Origin of the sequence: Bradyrhizobium sp. LA2.1 (assembly GCF_040547725.1) — a bacterium.
GTDB lineage: Bacteria > Pseudomonadota > Alphaproteobacteria > Rhizobiales > Xanthobacteraceae > Bradyrhizobium > Bradyrhizobium barranii.
The window spans coordinates 295659-312828 of sequence record NZ_JBEPQI010000008.1; the positions used below are offsets into that span (position 1 = coordinate 295659).

The 17170-nt window shown below is 65.6% G+C and carries 14 protein-coding genes; 7 read left to right on the forward strand and 7 right to left on the reverse strand.

Going from position 1 to position 17170, the window contains the following annotated elements; all coding sequences use genetic code 11:
* Window positions 1-85: 85 nt before the first annotated feature.
* Window positions 86-2194: an ATP-dependent DNA helicase RecG gene (gene recG, locus ABIB95_RS18370; protein ID WP_354241022.1), complete on the forward strand. Its 2109-nt coding sequence runs from the start codon at window positions 86-88 to the stop codon at window positions 2192-2194.
* Here the strand turns inward: recG and panE are convergent.
* The gene (gene panE / locus ABIB95_RS18375; RefSeq protein ID WP_354241024.1) at window positions 2191-3120 is read right to left on the reverse strand and encodes a 2-dehydropantoate 2-reductase; all 930 of its coding nucleotides are present in this window, start codon (window positions 3118-3120) and stop codon (window positions 2191-2193) included. The genes recG and panE overlap by 4 nt on opposite strands.
* Before the next feature lie 216 nt (window positions 3121-3336).
* Here panE and ABIB95_RS18380 point away from each other — a divergent pair, with 216 nt between their 5' ends.
* Window positions 3337-3858: a P-loop NTPase family protein gene (locus ABIB95_RS18380; RefSeq protein ID WP_354241026.1), complete on the forward strand. Its 522-nt coding sequence runs from the start codon at window positions 3337-3339 to the stop codon at window positions 3856-3858.
* A gap of 28 nt (window positions 3859-3886) precedes the next feature.
* Here the strand turns inward: ABIB95_RS18380 and ABIB95_RS18385 are convergent, their stop codons facing one another.
* The 3 genes from ABIB95_RS18385 to glmS all read right to left on the reverse strand — a co-directional run bounded on the left by ABIB95_RS18385 (window position 3887) and on the right by glmS (window position 7536).
* Window positions 3887-4744, reverse strand: a complete 858-nt coding sequence (locus ABIB95_RS18385; RefSeq protein WP_038955477.1) for an NAD(P)-dependent oxidoreductase — start codon at window positions 4742-4744, stop codon at window positions 3887-3889.
* A 105-nt stretch (window positions 4745-4849) separates the two neighbouring features.
* Entirely contained in the window at window positions 4850-5620 is a 771-nt protein-coding gene (locus ABIB95_RS18390) for a DUF502 domain-containing protein (RefSeq protein ID WP_071913762.1), read from the reverse strand.
* 89 nt (window positions 5621-5709) lie between these two features.
* On the reverse strand, window positions 5710-7536 hold the full coding sequence (gene glmS / locus ABIB95_RS18395) for a glutamine--fructose-6-phosphate transaminase (isomerizing) (protein WP_354241028.1): 1827 nt from the start codon (window positions 7534-7536) through the stop codon (window positions 5710-5712).
* Window positions 7537-7756: 220 nt separating this feature from the next.
* Here glmS and ABIB95_RS18400 point away from each other — a divergent pair, with 220 nt between their 5' ends.
* The gene (locus ABIB95_RS18400; RefSeq protein ID WP_071913760.1) at window positions 7757-7975 is read left to right on the forward strand and encodes a hypothetical protein; all 219 of its coding nucleotides are present in this window, start codon (window positions 7757-7759) and stop codon (window positions 7973-7975) included.
* 8 nt (window positions 7976-7983) lie between these two features.
* Here the strand turns inward: ABIB95_RS18400 and ABIB95_RS18405 are convergent, their stop codons facing one another.
* Window positions 7984-8169, reverse strand: coding sequence for a hypothetical protein (locus ABIB95_RS18405; protein ID WP_208086891.1), 186 nt, complete (start codon window positions 8167-8169; stop codon window positions 7984-7986).
* Between the two features lie 12 nt (window positions 8170-8181).
* Window positions 8182-9549 (reverse strand): bifunctional UDP-N-acetylglucosamine diphosphorylase/glucosamine-1-phosphate N-acetyltransferase GlmU, encoded by a 1368-nt coding sequence (gene glmU, locus ABIB95_RS18410; protein ID WP_354241161.1) that lies wholly within the window; start codon window positions 9547-9549, stop codon window positions 8182-8184.
* Between the two features lie 171 nt (window positions 9550-9720).
* Between glmU and ABIB95_RS18415 the strand changes: the two genes are divergently transcribed.
* Together ABIB95_RS18415 and ABIB95_RS18420 are read left to right on the forward strand one after the other, a co-directional pair.
* Window positions 9721-11091: a hypothetical protein gene (locus tag ABIB95_RS18415; RefSeq protein ID WP_354241031.1), complete on the forward strand. Its 1371-nt coding sequence runs from the start codon at window positions 9721-9723 to the stop codon at window positions 11089-11091.
* A 146-nt stretch (window positions 11092-11237) separates the two neighbouring features.
* Complete coding sequence (locus ABIB95_RS18420; protein ID WP_354241033.1) at window positions 11238-11618, forward strand: hypothetical protein; 381 nt, start codon at window positions 11238-11240, stop codon at window positions 11616-11618.
* On the opposite strand, the gene ABIB95_RS18425 is transcribed toward ABIB95_RS18420, so the two are convergent.
* Entirely contained in the window at window positions 11578-13242 is a 1665-nt protein-coding gene (locus tag ABIB95_RS18425; protein WP_175627350.1) for a glycoside hydrolase family 17 protein, read from the reverse strand. The genes ABIB95_RS18420 and ABIB95_RS18425 overlap by 41 nt on opposite strands.
* A gap of 222 nt (window positions 13243-13464) precedes the next feature.
* On the opposite strand from ABIB95_RS18425, the gene ABIB95_RS18430 reads away from it, so the two are divergent.
* Entirely contained in the window at window positions 13465-14061 is a 597-nt protein-coding gene (locus ABIB95_RS18430) for a beta-1-3, beta-1-6-glucan biosynthesis protein (protein WP_354241035.1), read from the forward strand.
* 214 nt (window positions 14062-14275) lie between these two features.
* The gene (locus ABIB95_RS18435) at window positions 14276-16945 is read left to right on the forward strand and encodes a glycosyltransferase (RefSeq protein WP_354241037.1); all 2670 of its coding nucleotides are present in this window, start codon (window positions 14276-14278) and stop codon (window positions 16943-16945) included.
* Window positions 16946-17170: the final 225 nt, after the last annotated feature.

Below are 17170 nucleotides of genomic sequence, written 5' to 3' on the forward strand. Positions count from 1 at the left end.
GCCCGCGTGGGCGCCGCGAAAAAAGACGTGGATGCCCGGCATAAAGCCGGGCATGACGGGCCGAAACGATCCTAGATTCGCTCTCATGCGCCCCAGCCTGCTCAATCCGCTGTTTGCTCCCGTGACCAGCCTGCCCGGCGTCGGTCCGAAGCAGGACAAGCTGCTGCAGTACCTGCTCAGCCGCAACGAGACGCCGCGCCTGGTTGACCTGCTGCTGCATTTGCCGAGCCAGGTCATCGACCGCCGTGCGCGGCCAAAGATCCGCGACGCCGTCCAGGGAACCATGGTGACGCTGGAGGTCACCGTCGATCGCCATCGCCCGCCTCCGCCGCGCAACGCCCGCGCGCCCTATCTCGTCTACGCCAGCGACGACACCGGCGACGTCGTGCTGACCTTCTTCCGCGCCAAGCCCGGCTATGTCGAAAAGCTGCTGCCGATGGGCGAGAAGCGCTACGTCTCGGGCACGCTGCAGATGTATGACGGCATCCCGCAGATTGTGCATCCCGACCGCGTGCTCGACGAGGAGGCGATCTCGAAGCTCTCGGGCATCGACCCGGTCTATCCGCTGACCACGGGTCTGGCGCTCGGCTCGCTGCGACGCGCGGTCGCGCAAGCGCTGCAGAAGCTGCCCGCCCTGCCGGAATGGATCAGCCCGGAGGTGATGCGCCGCTGCAGTTTTCCGACGGTCACCGAGGCGCTCAGCCGCGTGCATCAGCCGGTCGAACTCACCGACATCCTGCCCGAAAAGCCCTACTGGTCACGCCTCGCCTTCGACGAGCTCTTGGCCGGCCAGCTCGCGCTGGCCCTGATCCGCGCCCAATTGCGCCGCCCGGCCGGCGTCCGCAACGCCGGCGACGGTCACTTGCGCAACAAGATCATCGACGCCCTGCCCTATGCATTGACGTCGTCGCAGCGAGAAGCGATCGCCGCCATCGCCGAGGATCTGAAACAGCCCGTGCGCATGCTGCGCCTGCTTCAGGGCGATGTCGGCTCGGGCAAGACCGTGGTGGCGCTGCTGGCGGCCGCTGCCGTCGCCGAAGTCGGCAAACAGGCCGCGCTGATGGCGCCGACGGAAATCCTGGCGCGGCAGCACATCAAGACCATTGCCCCGCTCGCGGAGCGCGCAGGGCTGCGCGTGGCCATCCTCACCGGCCGCGAGAAAGGCAAGGAGCGGCGCGAGCTGTTGGCGCAACTCGAAGCCGGCGAGATCAATCTCCTCGTCGGCACCCATGCGCTGATCCAGGACGACGTGATCTTCAGCGATCTCGCCCTGGCCGTCGTCGACGAGCAGCATCGTTTCGGGGTGCGCGAACGCCTCGCGCTGACCTCGAAGGGCGCCGCCGTCGACGTGCTGGTGCTGAGTGCGACGCCGATACCGCGCACGCTGGTGCTGACCTATTTCGGCGACATGGACATCTCCGAGTTGCGCGAGAAGCCCGCCGGCCGCCAGCCGATCGAGACCCGCACCATATCGATGAGCCGCCTCAATGAGGTCACGGAAAGCATCGGCCGGGCCTTGGAGGCGGGCAAGCTGGTCTACTGGATCTGCCCGCTGGTCGAAGAATCCGAGGCCGAAGGCACCGAGCACCTGACCAACGCGACCAAACGCTTCGAGAGCTTGCAAAAGCGTTTCGGCGACCGCGTCGGCCTCGTCCACGGCCAGATGAAGGGCACCGAGAAGGACCGTGTGATGGGCCAGTTCGCCGCCCATGAGATCGGCCTTCTGGTTGCGACCACCGTGGTCGAGGTCGGCGTCGACGTGCCGGCCGCGACCATCATGGTGATCGAGAACGCCGAACGGTTTGGCCTGGCCCAGCTGCACCAGCTGCGCGGCCGCATCGGTCGCGGCTCGGAAGCCTCGACCTGCCTCTTGCTGTACAGCGAGCCGCTCGGCGAGATGTCGAAGGCACGCCTGAAGGTCATCCGCGAGACCACCGACGGCTTTCGCATCGCCGAGGAAGATTTGAAGCTGCGTGGCGAAGGCGACGTGCTCGGCGTGCGCCAGAGCGGCCTGCCCGGCTACCGCATCGCGCGGTCGGAGGTGCACGGCCAGCTCATCACCCAGGCTAGAGACGAAGCGCTGCGGATCCTGAAAGACGATCCGAAGCTGAAGGGCGAGCGCGGCGAGGCGCTGCGGTGCCTGCTGTATCTCTACGAGCGCGACGAGGCGATCCCGCTGATCGGGGCGGGTTAGCCTGCTGCTCTTCGGCGCCCGACCTCATAAGCCGCCACATGCGCGCGGGCCAGATCCAGCAGCGGCGTATCGATACCGAGCGTGCGGGCGCGATTGGCCATATCGCCCAGGATATGCTCCGCTTCGGTGACCGAACCACGCTCGATATCGCGCAGCATCGAAGCCTTGAGCGGCGAGTCCAGGGTGGTGAACAGTTTCCGGTCGAACTCGATGAACGGGGCGCGTGGCTCAAAACCCGACGCCGTTGCAACGGCACAGCATTCCGCGAACAGCCGGAAAATGGACTGCTCGCCGTTCGGCACCGCCAGGATATCGCCGATACTTGCGCGCATCAGGCAAGTGATGCCAGCGAGCGTGCTGAGCTGGACGAACTTTTCCCACATGTCCTGCATGATCGCTTCGCTGGCGCGCACGTCGATGCCGGGGACATGGAGCAATGTTTCCAGCGCGAAGGCACGCTCGCTCAGCGCCCCGTTGGTCTCGCCGAAGACTATGGTCTGATTGGCCATGAACTGAACGACACGACCATCTGCGTCGAGCCCGGCGCTGACGTTCGCCAGGCCGCCGAGGACGCGCGCAGCACCGAACTTCGCGGTCAGAGCGTCAATATGTTTCAATCCGTTGAGTATCGGCAGAATCATCGTGTTGGCGCCAACGGCCGGGGCAAACTGGGCCATCGCATCGTCGAGCGAGTAGGATTTCACCCCGACCAGCACGACGTCGAACGTCTCCTTGAGATCGTTAGCCAGGACGATCTTCGGCTGCACGGCAAAGTCGCCATGCGGGCTCACGACCTGCAATCCATTCCGCCGCAATTGCTCGGCGCGCTTCGCTCGCACCAGAAAGGTCACGTCGCCGCCCGCTCGGACCAGGCGAGCTCCGTAATAGCCTCCAAGCGCGCCTGCGCCGATCACCAGCACTCTCATTCGAACTCCGATTGCATCCATCTGTCTCCGCAGAAACAATAGCAGACGGGGCGTGCGGCGTCTCCTCCCCGTCATTGCGAGCGCAGCGAAGCAATCCAGAATCTTCCCACGGAGACAGGCTGGATTGCTTCGCTGCGCTCGCAATGACGAAGTGGATAGAGCCGCTTCAGAAGACTCACCCTTTCGCCGCGGTCGACTTTATGAAACCTTGCGCTCATGCGCAGGGTCATCGTCGTCGGTTCTCAGGGAAGCGGAAAGACGAGCCTCTCCCGAAGTCTCGGGCGGAAGCTTGGACTGCCCGTGGTGCATCTCGACGTGCTCTACTGGCGGCCGGGATGGAAGCCATCCGACAAGGCCAGCTTCCGTCTACGCGTCGCGGAGCAGATCGCGGGCGACGCATGGGTCATCGACGGCAGCTTCTCGGGGCTCGCCTTCGATCTCACGCTTGCGCGTGCCGACACCCTGGTCGTCATCGACCGCCCACGCTGGCTCTGCCAGTGGCGCATTCTCTGGCGCTCCGCGTTCGATCGCGACACGACGCGACCCGATCTGCCCGAGGGATGTCCGGAACAGTTCGACTGGAAACTGATGAAGGAGGCGTGGCGCTACGACACCGAGCGCGTGCCCGTCATCGAGGCCGAGCGCCTTCAATATGGCCCCGATGTCCCGGTCGTGCGCCTGAGACGCGACCGGGACATCCAGGGTTTTCTGGAGTCGGTTTCAGTGCACGGCGAGTGATCCATCGCCGTGACTTCAGACTGGACGGTCAGGCCTTCTTCTGCGCGACACGCGCTGCGAAGGCCTTCAGCAGTGCCGCATCCACCGCTTCGCCATTCGCGTCCGCGGCGAGGTGCTCGAACCAGCGCGCAAAGCCTTCGTAGATCTGGCTCGCCGGATGGTCGGGCCCGAGGAAACCCGAGATCTCCCGCATCTCCGCGACCCAGCGATAGGCTTTCGGGATCATGTCCGGCAGCGCGACTTCGAGCCGGGCCAGGACCGCGGGCTGGCTCAGCGCGAGCTCGTCGCGCAGCGCGTCAGCCGCGCCCGCCTTCGTGGCCGCGACCACCATGGCCGAGCCGATGCCGGCCAGGCCCTTGACGATACCGGCATAGGACATCTTCAGCGCGGAGGCCGCGCCGACGGGTCCCTCGACAATCCGCACGTCGAGCCCGAGATCCTTCAGTACCGCGAGATCCCCGGCGTACTCGCCGGACAGGTAGAAGGCCGGGCTCTTGCCGCCGGGCTGCGGCGGGAAGCCGATGATGCCGCCATCGACGAACGGCGCCTGCGCCGAGCCGATGATCTCCTCGATTCTTTGGACGGTATCGACATTGACCGCGTTGCAGTCGACGACGATGGGCTTCTTCTCGCGCCGGACGATCAGCGCCGCCAGGCGTTCGGCCAAAGCCACGGCTTCGCCCGGCGGCACGATCGAAAGGATGATGTCGGCCTCCGCGATCGCGTCGTCCTCGGCGCCGATCATGCCGGCGTCCGCGGCGCGCTTTTGCGTCGCCTCGCTACGCCCCTTCAACGACGTCAGCACGCGCGCACCGTTTTCGCCAAGGCGGCGGGCCACGGCGCTGCCCATGGCGCCGGGCGCGAGGATCGCAATGGTCTTCGTCATCATGCACTCCAGGTCGAATTCCGAGCGAGGCGCTCAATTCAACCGGAAGACTAGCAGAGGACGAAAGTGCTTGCGCGAATGCGGCCATCCGAAACGGGAATGGCCCTACTCCACCTTCGCAGGCTGGGGCTGGAGCGCGGACGCATGGGCGATGCGCGCGGCGTTCGCCATGCCCGCGAGCGCGGCGGCCTTTTTCGGGTCGGGCGCCGAGCCCGGCTGCACCACGCCGGCCGACATGATCAGGGTCGCGGCATCTTCGGTGCTCATGTCGACTTCGACGATCTTGCTCTTGGGCACGTAGAAGAAGAAGCCCGTGGTCGGGTTCGGCGAGCACGGCAGGAACACGGAGACGTGCTCCTCCTGCCCCGGCAGGCTGCGCGCGACCTCTTCGTTCGGCGACTGCGAGATCAGCACGATCGACCACATGCCCGGCGACGGAAACTCGACCAGGCCGACTTTCCGGAAGCTCGAGCCCTTGCCCGAGAACAGCGTCTCGAACACCTGCTTCAGGCCGCGATAGATGGCGCGCACCGCCGGAATCCGACCGAGGAAGGTCTCGCCGATATCGACCAGCGTCCGGCCGATCAGATTGGCCGCGAGGAAGCCGACCAGCGTCAGCGTGAAGAATGCGACAATCAGTCCCCAACCTGGAACGACATACGGCAGATAGGTTTCGGGCCGGTAGGCCAACGGCACGAACGGCCGCACCACGCCGTCAACCCAGGTGACGAACCACCAGACCAGATACAGCGTGATGGCAATTGGCCCCGTCACGACGAGGCCGGTGAGGAAATAATTGCGAAAGCGGCCCATCAGGCCGGTATGCGGTTCCGGGATGGGATCAAGCGGCGCAGGCGCGTCGTCGCGGGGGGTCATTCGGGTTCCAGGTCGGTCGCTGCACTCAAGCTAGGGTCTTCTAGCAGGTTTTGGAAGACTACCTAGCGTTCCGGCCTGATCCCTTCTGCCTATTCCACGGTCACCGATTTCGCGAGGTTGCGCGGCTGGTCGACGTCGGTGCCCATGATGACCGCCGTGTGGTAGGCGAGCAGCTGCACGGGGACGGCATAGACCATCGGCGTGAACGCGGCCGCCATGTCGGGCATGACGATGGTGACGAGGGACTCGACGGTCGCCTCCTCCGCGCCCTTTGCGTCCGTCATCAGGATGATCCTGCCGCCGCGGGCGGCAACCTCCTGCATGTTGGAGACGGTCTTTTCGAACACGCGGTCATAGGGGGCGATGACGACGACCGGCATGGTCTCGTCGATCAGCGCGATCGGCCCATGCTTCAGCTCGCCGGCGGCATAGCCCTCGGCATGGATATAGGAGATCTCCTTCAGCTTCAGCGCGCCTTCGAGCGCGAGCGGGAAGCTGGTGCCGCGGCCGAGATAGAGCACGTCGCGCGATTTGGCGATCTCACGCGCGAGCTTCTCGATCTGGAGCTCGGTGGTGAGCGCGTCCGACATCAGGCGCGGGATCTCGACGAGGCCATGAACGAGCTTGGTCTCGTCCTCGTCGGACAATTCGCCGCGGGCCTTGCCGGCCGCGATCGCAAGATTTGCCAGCACCATGAGCTGGCAGGTGAAGGCTTTCGTCGAGGCGACGCCGATCTCGGGACCGGCCAGCGTCTGCAGCACGGTCTCGCTCTCGCGCGCGATCGTCGAGGTCGGCACGTTGACGACGGCCACCGTGTGCACGCCCTCGGCCTTGGCGTAGCGCAGCGCGGCCAGCGTGTCGGCGGTCTCGCCCGACTGCGAGATGAAGATGGCGAGATCGCCCTTCCGCAACGGCGCCTCGCGGTAGCGGAATTCGGAGGCGACATCGACCTCGACCGGCACGCGCGCAAAGCGTTCGAACCAGTATTTCGCGACGAAGCCGGCATAGCTCGCGGTGCCGCAGGCGGTGATGTTGATGCGCTGGATGCTCTTGAAGTCGAACGGCAGCTTGACCGGCAGCGAGACGCGCTCGGTTGCCATGTCGACATAGCGCGCCAGCGTGTGGCCGACCACTTCCGGCTGCTCGTGAATTTCCTTGGCCATGAAGTGGCGGTAATTGGCCTTGTCGACCAGCGAGGTCGAGGCGGCATGCTTGATCTTCTCGCGCTGGACAGCGTGGCCGTCCTTGTCGAAGACCGTGGCGCCCTTGCGCGTCAGCACGACCCAGTCGCCGTCTTCGAGATAGCTGATCGTGTCGGTGAACGGGCCGAGCGCGATGGCGTCGGAGCCGAGATACATCTCGCCGTCGCCATATCCGATCGCGAGCGGCGGGCCGTTGCGGGCGCCGATCATGAGGTCGTCGTCACCGGCGAAGATGAAGCCGAGCGCGAAGGCGCCGCGCAGCCGCGCCAGCGTCAGCTTCACCGCTTCCACGGGCTTGTTGCCGCGCGTGAGCAGATCGTCCACGAGATGCAGCACGGTCTCGGTGTCGGTCTCGGTGTGGAACACCGTGCCCTTCTTCTCGAGCTCCTCGCGCAGCTCGCGGAAATTCTCGATGATGCCGTTGTGGACCACGGCAACGCGTTCGGTCGCGTGCGGATGGGCATTGTTGACGGTCGGCTTGCCGTGGGTGGCCCAGCGGGTGTGGCCGATGCCGGTCGTGCCTTTGAGCGGCTCGGCCTCGAGACGCTTCTCCAGGTTCTTCAGCTTGCCCTCGGCGCGGCGGCGCGCGAGATGCTTGCCTTCGAGCGTGGCGACGCCCGCGGAGTCGTAGCCGCGATATTCAAGACGTTTGAGCGAATCCACCAATTGCTCTGCAACCGGCGTGCGCCCGAGAATGCCGACAATCCCGCACATGCGGATCAATATCCCCCAAATCGTCGAAAAATCGCCTAAACGATCCGCTCGGTCTTTAGCGAAGTTCCTAAGGAACCAGATACTCAATAATTATTGCTGATTGAGACAGCACCGTTTCGCATCCGGCTTCGACTGCGTCGAATTGGCCGGCCTTAAACCGCGCGCATTAACTCCTTGTCAACAAGTTTGGCCAACGATTCCGGGACAGGAGAATAAGGCCATGAAAGGCTCATCCGACCGCAAAGGTCTGTCATCGACGTTCCTGCGCGCCAGTGAAACCACGGGCACGCATCTAGCGCATTGGCCCCCGCCCCAGCGCGGCAAGGAAAGCAAACCCGTCTTCGTCAAGCACGCTGCCGGTGAGCCGGCCAAGCGCGCCAAGCCGCGCGGCTGGCGCCTGACGCGCGCGATCTTCTCGGAATTCTCCGACGACGAGTAGCGGAAGCCTCACCACCCCAGCACCGCAGCATACACGAGGAAAACGACGAGCGCCCAGAACGCCAGCCCGATGACGAGGGCCAAAATCTCGGGCGGATCGTACTCGTTCATCTCCCGTAGCAGCAGTCGCCCCATGCCCGTGACGAATGTGTCGATCAGAAAACTGAAGAGATCGCGCACAAAGCGAGACGACACCGCAGTTGGCGCTCAGTTCTCCGGCTTCTTTTCCGGCTTCTTGCCGCCGGTCTTCATCTCGCGATAGCGCGCAGCGCCGCCTTCCCGGATCGTCTGCTGATTGCGCTCCAGCGCCATGGCGTCGTCGGGCACGTCGCGGGTGATCACCGAGCCGGAGCCAATATAGGCGCCGTTGCCGATTTTCACCGGTGCGACCAGCGATGAGTTGGTGCCGACGAAGGCGCCCTGCCCGATGACCGTCTTGTGCTTCTTGAAGCCGTCGTAGTTGCAGGTGATGGTGCCGGCGCCGATGTTGGAATTGGCGCCGATGGTGGCGTCGCCAATGTAGGAGAGATGGTTGACCTTGACGCCGGCCTCCAGCGTCGCGGCCTTGGTTTCCACGAAATTGCCGATCCGCGCGCCGTCGCCGAGCGAGGTGCCGGGTCGCAGCCGCGCATAGGGGCCGATCGAGACGTTCTTGCCGAGCGTGGTCTGCACGATATGCGAGAAGGAATGGATCACCGTGCCGTCGGCGATCGACACGCCCGGACCGATCACCACGAACGGCTCGATGGTGACGTCATTGCCGAACACGGTATCGGCGGACAGATAAACGGTCTCGGGCGCGATCAGCGTGACGCCTGCGTCCATCGCCGCTTTGCGCAAGCGCGCCTGCATCACGCCTTCGGCCTCCGCGAGCTGCGCCTTGGTGTTGATGCCGCGCACCTCGTCCTCGCTGGTCTCGATCACGACGGCCTCCCATCCCTGTTCACGAACGACGCCGACCGCGTCGGTCAGATAATATTCGCCCTTCGAATTCGCATTGCCGATCTTGTCGAGGATCGCGAGTGCACGGCGCCCGTCGATCGCCATCAGGCCCGCATTGCACAGATCGATCTTGCGCTCGTCCGCGCTGGCATCGGCATGCTCGCGGATCGCGACCAGACGGTCGCCCTCGACGATGAAGCGGCCGTAGCCGGTGGGATCGGCAGCGCGAAAGCCGAGCGCTGCGATTGCTGCGCCCTTCGCGAGCGGCGCGCGCAGCCGCGCAAAGGTCTCGGCCGAGATCAGCGGCGTGTCGCCGAAGGCAATCAGCAGATCGTCGGCGCCCCGCGCAATCGCCTCGCGCGCCGCCAGCACCGCATGCGCGGTGCCGAGCCGTTCTGCCTGCACGAAGGTGAGCGCATCGGGACGGATACGTTTCGCCTCGTCCCCGACCGCCTGATGGTCGGGGCCGATCACGACGGCGAGCGAGGTGCCGGTTCCCTTCGGTGTGGCGGCGAGCACGTGCGCGAGCAGGCTCTGGTGGGCGACCGGATGCAGCACTTTCGGCAGGTTCGATCGCATGCGCGTGCCTTCGCCGGCGGCGAGTACGATCGTGAGGCTGGAACGGGCGGTCATCGAAATCCTGTCAAACATGGCCGAATCAACGGGCGGCGCCAGGCCGATGCCGTCATGAGCTGTCGCCTTGCTACCCCCGCAAACGCCCGGAATTCAAGTGCGACGGGGTTTTCCTGTTAATGTTCCCTGATTGATTCGGGGAAGCAGTTCGGGGCTGGGCACTTAACGTTCATGGCAAAGGATTCCGACCCACTGGCGGACGCCTTCGGGGCCAAGGAGACCGGCGGGCTGTTCTCCGGACTTCTGGCCGAGGAAAGCGCGGTCGACCGCAGCATGATGTGGCGGCTGGGCGCGTGGGGCGTGGTTGCCGTCGGCGCCGTCGTGATGGCCGTGATGGCCAATCAGGCCCAGCTCGGCTGGCGCCGTGACCAGGTTGCGTCGGCCGATCTGTCGCGCCAGGCCGACCGGCTCCAGATGCTGACCAAGGAGAGCCAGAACGAGGCCCGCCGCCTCGCCTCCGCCATCGAGACGCTGAACACCGATCGTGACCGGCTCTATTCGCGCGTCACCGTGCTCGAGCAAGGGATGGATTCCGTCACCGGCGCCATCGCCAAGCAGGGCGCGAAACCGCAGGACGCGCCGGCGCCTGACACCCAGCCCGCGGCGCCGACCGTCGCGCCGGTCGCCTCGACGCCGGCTCCCCCAAGTGACAAGCCGCGCGCGGCAGCCGCGAAGGACCAGGCGAAGGAGCCGACAAAAGACGCTGTGAAGGAGGCCGCAAAGGACCAGTTGATCCCGCCGCCGCAGAACGCCGCCATGGCGTCGCTGGTGTCGCAGTCGCCGCTGACAACGTCGGCACTGCCGATGCTTCCGCTGGTGCCATCCAAGTCGATCATGGCGCCACCTGATCCCGCCGCATCGAAGCTGACGCAGCCCGAGACGACTGAGAAGGCCGCCGAGAAGAAGCCCGAGCAGGCGCCGGCGACGACCGAGGTCGCAGCGGCGCCAGCCAAGCCGCCGGAGACGGCCGAGAGCGAGGCCCCTGCAATCGCGGTCCAGCAGACCCGCTTCGCCATCGACCTCGGCGGCGCCAACTCGCTCGACGGCCTGCGCGCGCTCTGGCGCGGCCTGACCAAGTCCAATCCGGAGATCGCGGCGCTGCGGCCGATCATCATGATCAAGGAAGGCAATGCCGGCCTCGGCATGCAGCTCCGTTTGGGCGCCGGCCCCCTCATCAATGCGGCAGCCGCTGCAAAGCTCTGCGCGGGCCTCGCCGAGAACGACCGCCATTGCGAAACCACCGTGTTCGACGGCCAGCGGCTCTCGATGCGCGGCGGAGCGGAGAAGGGACAAGAGAAGACTCAGGACCGGGTTCAGGAGAAGAACTCCGAGAAGAACCTGGACGCGGTGCCGCAAGCCGAGACCGCGCCGGCCCCCGCGCCTGCCGCCAAACCGGAGAAGCGCCGCCGCAGCTACTCCTCAAAACGCTCGTCGAAGCGCGAGGAGCCCGCACCTGCACCCGCGCCTCAGCCGCCGGCCGCACCAGCGAAACCGGAGACGGCCTCGGCGGGATCGACGCTGTCGTCGTTCTTCAGGCGGTAGGGACGCGCACGAGTTAGATCACTGCGGCCTCTCATCAAATTGGGGCGTCAATGGCCGTCGACCAATGACTCGTCGAACAGCGCAAGCGACCAGAAATATCCACCTCGCCTGTTGCCCCCTCCCGTCATCCCGACCATATTGCGCCCATGACAAAAAAGCCCTTCCGCCTCACGCCCTACCAGGTGCAGTTCCTGATCGTCGTCGGTTTCGTGTCCGTCGGCTATGCGATCTATCTGCGCTATCTCGGCATCGAGAACTCGACCGTCGGCCTCGCCTGTGACGCCGGCCTGCAGACGCTGATCTGCAAGGCGCGCACAGTCTCGACGGTACTGTTCAAGAATTCGGTGTTCGGCATCGTCGCGCTGGTGGTTGCGACGCTGAACCTGATGCGGCCGTCGATCGTGCTGCTGACCGCCGGCATCGTCGCCGCCGGCCTCGGCATCGTGCTCTACAATGTCGTGCTGTCGGGCCTTGCGATCGGCCTGTTCATTCTTGGATTTGCTCGGCCCGCGCCCGCCACAGCGTGAACGCGAACAGCAAGTAGATCGCGCAGGTCCACAGCGACTGCCAGTTCTCGCGGCCCTCGTTGAACAGCACATAGGCGGCCGCCAGCGTGAGCAGGCCCGCGAATACCGATTCCGCCATCGGACGCTGGCCGATCTGCGGCCGGTTCAGCATCAGCACCGCGAACGGCACCACCGCCATCGTCAGCGAGGCGTAGGGGAAGTCGTGGTAGCGCGAGTCGAACACGAAGGCGAGCGCGGTCTGCGCCGCGATCACCGCGGTCACCGCCAGCGTCAGGCCGAGCACGGCGGTGAGCTTCGACCATTTGCGGCCCTCGCGCGGGCCGAGCAGATCGAGGAAGGTCGGAAGGCTGCGGCCGATCACCATCGCCTGCGCGCAGAAGATCGGCGACAGGATGCCGGCCAGAAGCAGCGCGCCCCAGTGCAGCCAGCCGCCGATGCCGTAACTCTCATAGTACATCTTGTCGGCGCCGATCCCGAGCAGGGTGCCCGCTGACGTCGCCGAGATCGCGACGCCGAGCCAGGCCGAGAAGCGCGGCGTCCACGGCCGCCTGCGCAGCGTGAGGCCGGCGACCGCGAACACCAGCACGCAGAGGCCCATGCCGGCGCCCATGTACCATTTCCAGTACGGGAAATTGCTGATCGGCTGGCCCGGCGGATATTTCAGGTTCCGGCGCACCGAGTCGTACAGGCCCCAATAGCCGCCGACGGTGCCTTCCAGCTTGCGCTTCCAGGGCTGGTCATAGGACTCGATCAGATTGACGCGAAACTTGTTCGCTTTCGCCAGGCCCAGGATTTCCGAGACGACGCGCGCCTGGTTGGTGCGCGACGGCAGCGCGCCCTCGCGCATGCGCCCTTCGCTGGGCCAGCCGGTTTCGCCGATCAGGATCTCCTTGCCGGGGAACGCGACCGCCATGCGCTCGCGGATCGCCTCGACATGGCTCGCTGCGAACTTCGCCTTCACCGGAACATCCTCCCAATAAGGCAGGATGTGGATCGTGACGAAGTCGACGGCGTCATAGACCTCGCGATTCCTGAGCCAGAACTCCCAGACGTCGGCATAGGTGACGGGCACGCTGACCTGCGCCTTCACCGAGCGGATGATGGAGACGAGGTCCGCCGTCGTCATCTCGCCGCGCAGCAGCACCTCGTTGCCGACGATGACGCTGGTGATGATGCCGGGGAATTCCTTGGAAAGGCGGACGGCGAGCGCGGCCTGCTCAAAATTCTTGGCGCGGTTGCTGGAGAGCCAGATGCCCTGGAGCACCTTCAGCCCGCCGACCTTGGCGGCGATCGCCGGCACCTGGTCGAGCCCGTTCTCCATCGAATAGGTGCGGACGCAGTCAGTGATCTCCTTGAGCTGGCGCAAATCCTGCTCGATCTGGTCGGCCTCGATATGGGTCCACGCGTTCAGCGGCGACTGTTCCCCGCGGAACGGCGCATAGGAGACGCATTGGACCTTGTCGGCCGGGTCGATCGGGGCGCGCGCGAGCGTGATTGGCGTGGCCAGCCACCACCACACGGCAGCAATCGCACCCAGTGAAACGAGCAGAAGCGCCAGTGGCGTACGAAGAGAAATCGGTTCCGTCCTCCGCGAGGTGCCGTCGATTACCTGCTCACGCGCCATCTGCCAAGGGGTGTGTCCGGGATGGATCCTTCCCTCCCCCGAGGAATTTACCTGCGGCCGTTCGACAGAGGCCTAGGATCGTGACTTTGCTGGACAAAATTTCAAATTCAGGTCATGGACTCGGCAGGACTTTGCCGCCGCATTGGGGACCCATTTGGACGCCATCACCGGCGAGTCCGCGAGGTCCTGGCGCGGGCGGTCAGCTGATATATTGGGGAATTCATGCGGCAACGGGTGTTCGAGTTACGAAATGCGGTCCTGCGGCAGTTCGCCGCCACCTTGGCCGTCTCCTCCCTGGTCGTGATGGTCGGTCTCGGTGGCGCCTCCGCCCAGAGCGGCACGCCCGCCCCGGACCAGGGCAAGGCAGCCACCCAGCCCGCCGATGCCGCCGCCAAGGACGCCGCCCAGAACCAGCGCCGCACCGACGAGTTCGCCGAAGCAGCCCAGGTCATCAACGGCCCGGCCGGCAACCCCGAATGCGTCTGGCTCGGCCGGCGCGTGGTGCGGCTGATGTGGCGCGACGACCTCGATACCGCGTTCCGCCATCTCGACCTCTACGACCGCTTCGGCTGCCCCGGCGGCCACATCCAGGCCGCCTTCCGCTGCCTGACCCGCTTTGGCGGCCAGATCGATCCCAAGGTCGCCGAGACCCTGGACAGCCGCGTGCACGCCTGCTGGATCAACCCGGCATCCCAGCCGCAGCAGGCGTCAGCCAGCGCCTCCCAGCCGGCGGCGCCAACCACGGGCAATTCGCCGGCCCCGCAGCCGGCCGCGAGCCCCGCGCCTGCGGCCAGCCCGACACCGGCGCCCTCGAAATAGCCGCGATCGTTTCAGCCGCCGTTCAGGAACGATCGGCGATAGAAGCGGTTGGCACTGCCGCACATTTCGAAACTGTCATGCCCTCATACGGTCATGAGGCCATGACAGTTGTGAAACCGCGCGGCAGAGGTATGCTCCACTTGCCGCGGACTCGGTCGGATCTCGGGGTCGGATCCGCTTCCCTGCCACCTCAGCCCCTTTTGGTTTAGCCGCGATGCGCGTTGTCGCCGCCGTTCTGTTGCTTGTGTCCGTGCTTCACGCCGGCATCTGGGGAGTCCTGCGCGACAAGGAACCCGCGCCCGACTTCAAGGGCCTGCTGCCCAGCGTCTCCTACGCCCCGTTCGAAGGCGCGGCGCACCCCGACATCGACAACATCCCCACCGTCGAGAAAATCCGCGCCGACCTGAAGACGCTGTCGACGATGACGCGCGCGATCCGTCTCTATTCGTCCACCGGCGGCGTCGAGCTGGTGCCGCCGATCGCGGCCGAGTTCGGCCTCAAGGTCACCGTCGGCGCCTGGATCGACAAGGACAAGGATCGCAACGAGCGCGAGATCAAGGCCGCCATCGAACTCGCCCGCAAGAACAGCAACGTCGTCGGCGTCGTGGTCGGCAACGAGGTGATCTACCGCGGCGAGCAGAAGGTCGAAGACCTCATCGACATGATCAAGAAGGTCAAGGGCTCGGTCCGCGTGCCCGTCACGACCGGCGAGATCTGGAACATCTGGCGCGACAATCCCGACCTTGCCTCCAACGTCGACTTCATCGCCGCCCACGTGCTGCCCTATTGGGAAAACTTCCGCTCGGACCAGGCGGTCGACCAGGCCGTCGACCGCTATAACCTGCTGCGCAATCTGTTCCCGGGCAAGCGCATCGTGATCGCCGAATTCGGCTGGCCGAGCCAGGGCTACAACCTGCGCAACGCCGACCCCGGTCCGTTCCAGCAGGCGCTGACCCTGCGCAACTTCGTCAGCCGCGCCGAAGCCATCGGCATGGAATACAACATCGTCGAAGCCATCGATCAGCCCTGGAAATATTTCGAGGGCGGCGTCGGTCCGTACTGGGGCATCCTGAACGCCAGCCGCGAGCCGAAATTCGCCTGGACCGGACCGGTCGAGAATCCCGACTACTGGAAGCTGATGGGAATTGCGCTGCTGGTCGGCATCCTCCTGTCGCTGCCGATCCTGCGGCTGGAGCAGCCGACCGCCAGGCAGGCGTTCCTGCTGTCGGCGACCGCCAACGGCGTCGGCGCCTGGGCCGCGACCGTGTTCGCGTTCTGGAACGACCACTATTTCATCTTCGGCTCGGCCTTCGCGCTCACGCTCGGCATGATCCTGCTTGTTCCCCTTGTCCTCATCGCGATGGCGCGCGTCGACGAGATCGCGGCGGTGGCCTTGGGCCGGCCGCCGCAGCGGCTGCTCTCCAAGAGCAAGCCGGTCGAGAACGTTCCCGAGAATTACTACCCGAAGGTCTCGATCCACGTCCCCGCTTATTTCGAGCCGGTCGAGATGCTGAAGCAGACGCTCGATGCGCTGTCGCGGCTGAACTATCCGAACTACGAATGCGTCGTCATCATCAACAACACGCCCGATCCCGCCTTCTGGCAGCCGATCCAGGACCATTGCCGCGCGCTCGGTGAACGCTTCAAGTTCATCAACGCCGAGAAGGTGCAGGGCTTCAAGGCCGGCGCGCTACGCATCGCGATGGACCGCACCGCTGTCGATGCCGAGATCATCGGCATCCTCGATGCCGACTATGTCGTCGATCCCGACTGGCTGAAGGACCTCGTGCCGGCTTTCGCCGACCCGCGCGTCGGCCTCGTGCAGGCGCCGCAGGAGCATCGCGACGGCGACCTGTCGATCATGCACTACATCATGAACGGCGAATATGCCGGCTTCTTCGACATCGGCATGGTCCAGCGCAACGAGGCCAACGCCATCATCGTGCACGGCACGATGTGCCTGATCCGCCGCGCCGCGATGGACATGGCCGGCGGCTGGTCATCCGACACGATCTGCGAGGACAGCGATCTCGGCCTCGCGATCCAGCAACTCGGCTGGACCACCCACTACACCAATCACCGCTACGGCCAGGGCCTGCTCCCCGACACCTACGAGGCCTTCAAGAAGCAGCGTCACCGCTGGGCTTATGGCGGCCTCCAGATCGTGAAGAAGCACTGGCGGAACTTCCTGCCCGGCCGCAGCCGGCTGACGCCCGACCAGAAGCGCGAATATGGCTTGGGCTGGCTGAACTGGCTCGGCGCCGAGAGCCTCGGCGTGGTGGTGGCGCTGCTCAACCTCATCTGGGTTCCGATCGTCGCCTTCGCCGACATCGCCATCCCCGACAAGATCCTGACGCTGCCGATCATCGGCGCTTTCATCGTCTCGCTCGCGCACTTCCTGTCGATGTACCGCGCGCGCGTCGCGATCAAACCCGGCCAGATGATGGGCGCGATGATCGCGGCGATGAGCGTGCAATGGACGGTGTCGCGCGCGGTCGCGCAAGGGTTGATCACCGAGCACATCGCGTTCGCGCGCACCTCCAAGGGCGGCCTGTCCAGGATGTCGATCGAGTTTCAGGCGTTCTGGGAGGCCGTGATCGGCACCCTGCTGGTGATCGGCGCCGGCGTGTTGATCGCCTCCAACAGCTATCGCCAGATCACCGAGATCTACATCTTCGCCGGCGTCCTGGTGCTGCAAAGCCTGCCATTCCTGGCCGCGGTCGCGATCGCCATCCTCGAGCTCAGCCGCATCAACTCGTTCCAGTTCTGGCGCGACAGCGCGATCCGCACCGCCGAGCTGATCGGCCTGCGCCCCGTGGCCCTGCCGACCCCCGCCGGCACGCCGCAGCCGGTGCCGAGCGAGGTCCGGCGGGAAGCGAACTGACGAACGAACGGCCTCTCGGCGCGGGTGAAACCTCCGCGCCGGCAAGCCACCGGCGCTGTTCGGCGTGGATAGCGGGCCGCCAATCGAGTTGAAAATTCCGGCCTAAGCGGCGGATACCGCGAGCGAATCCCCGCCTCCGCCAAGAGTTTGGGCCGCCACTCGCACTATTGACCTCAGCGCCCCATCCCCCTACACAGCGCGGGCCGAAAGCATGATCCGGAAACA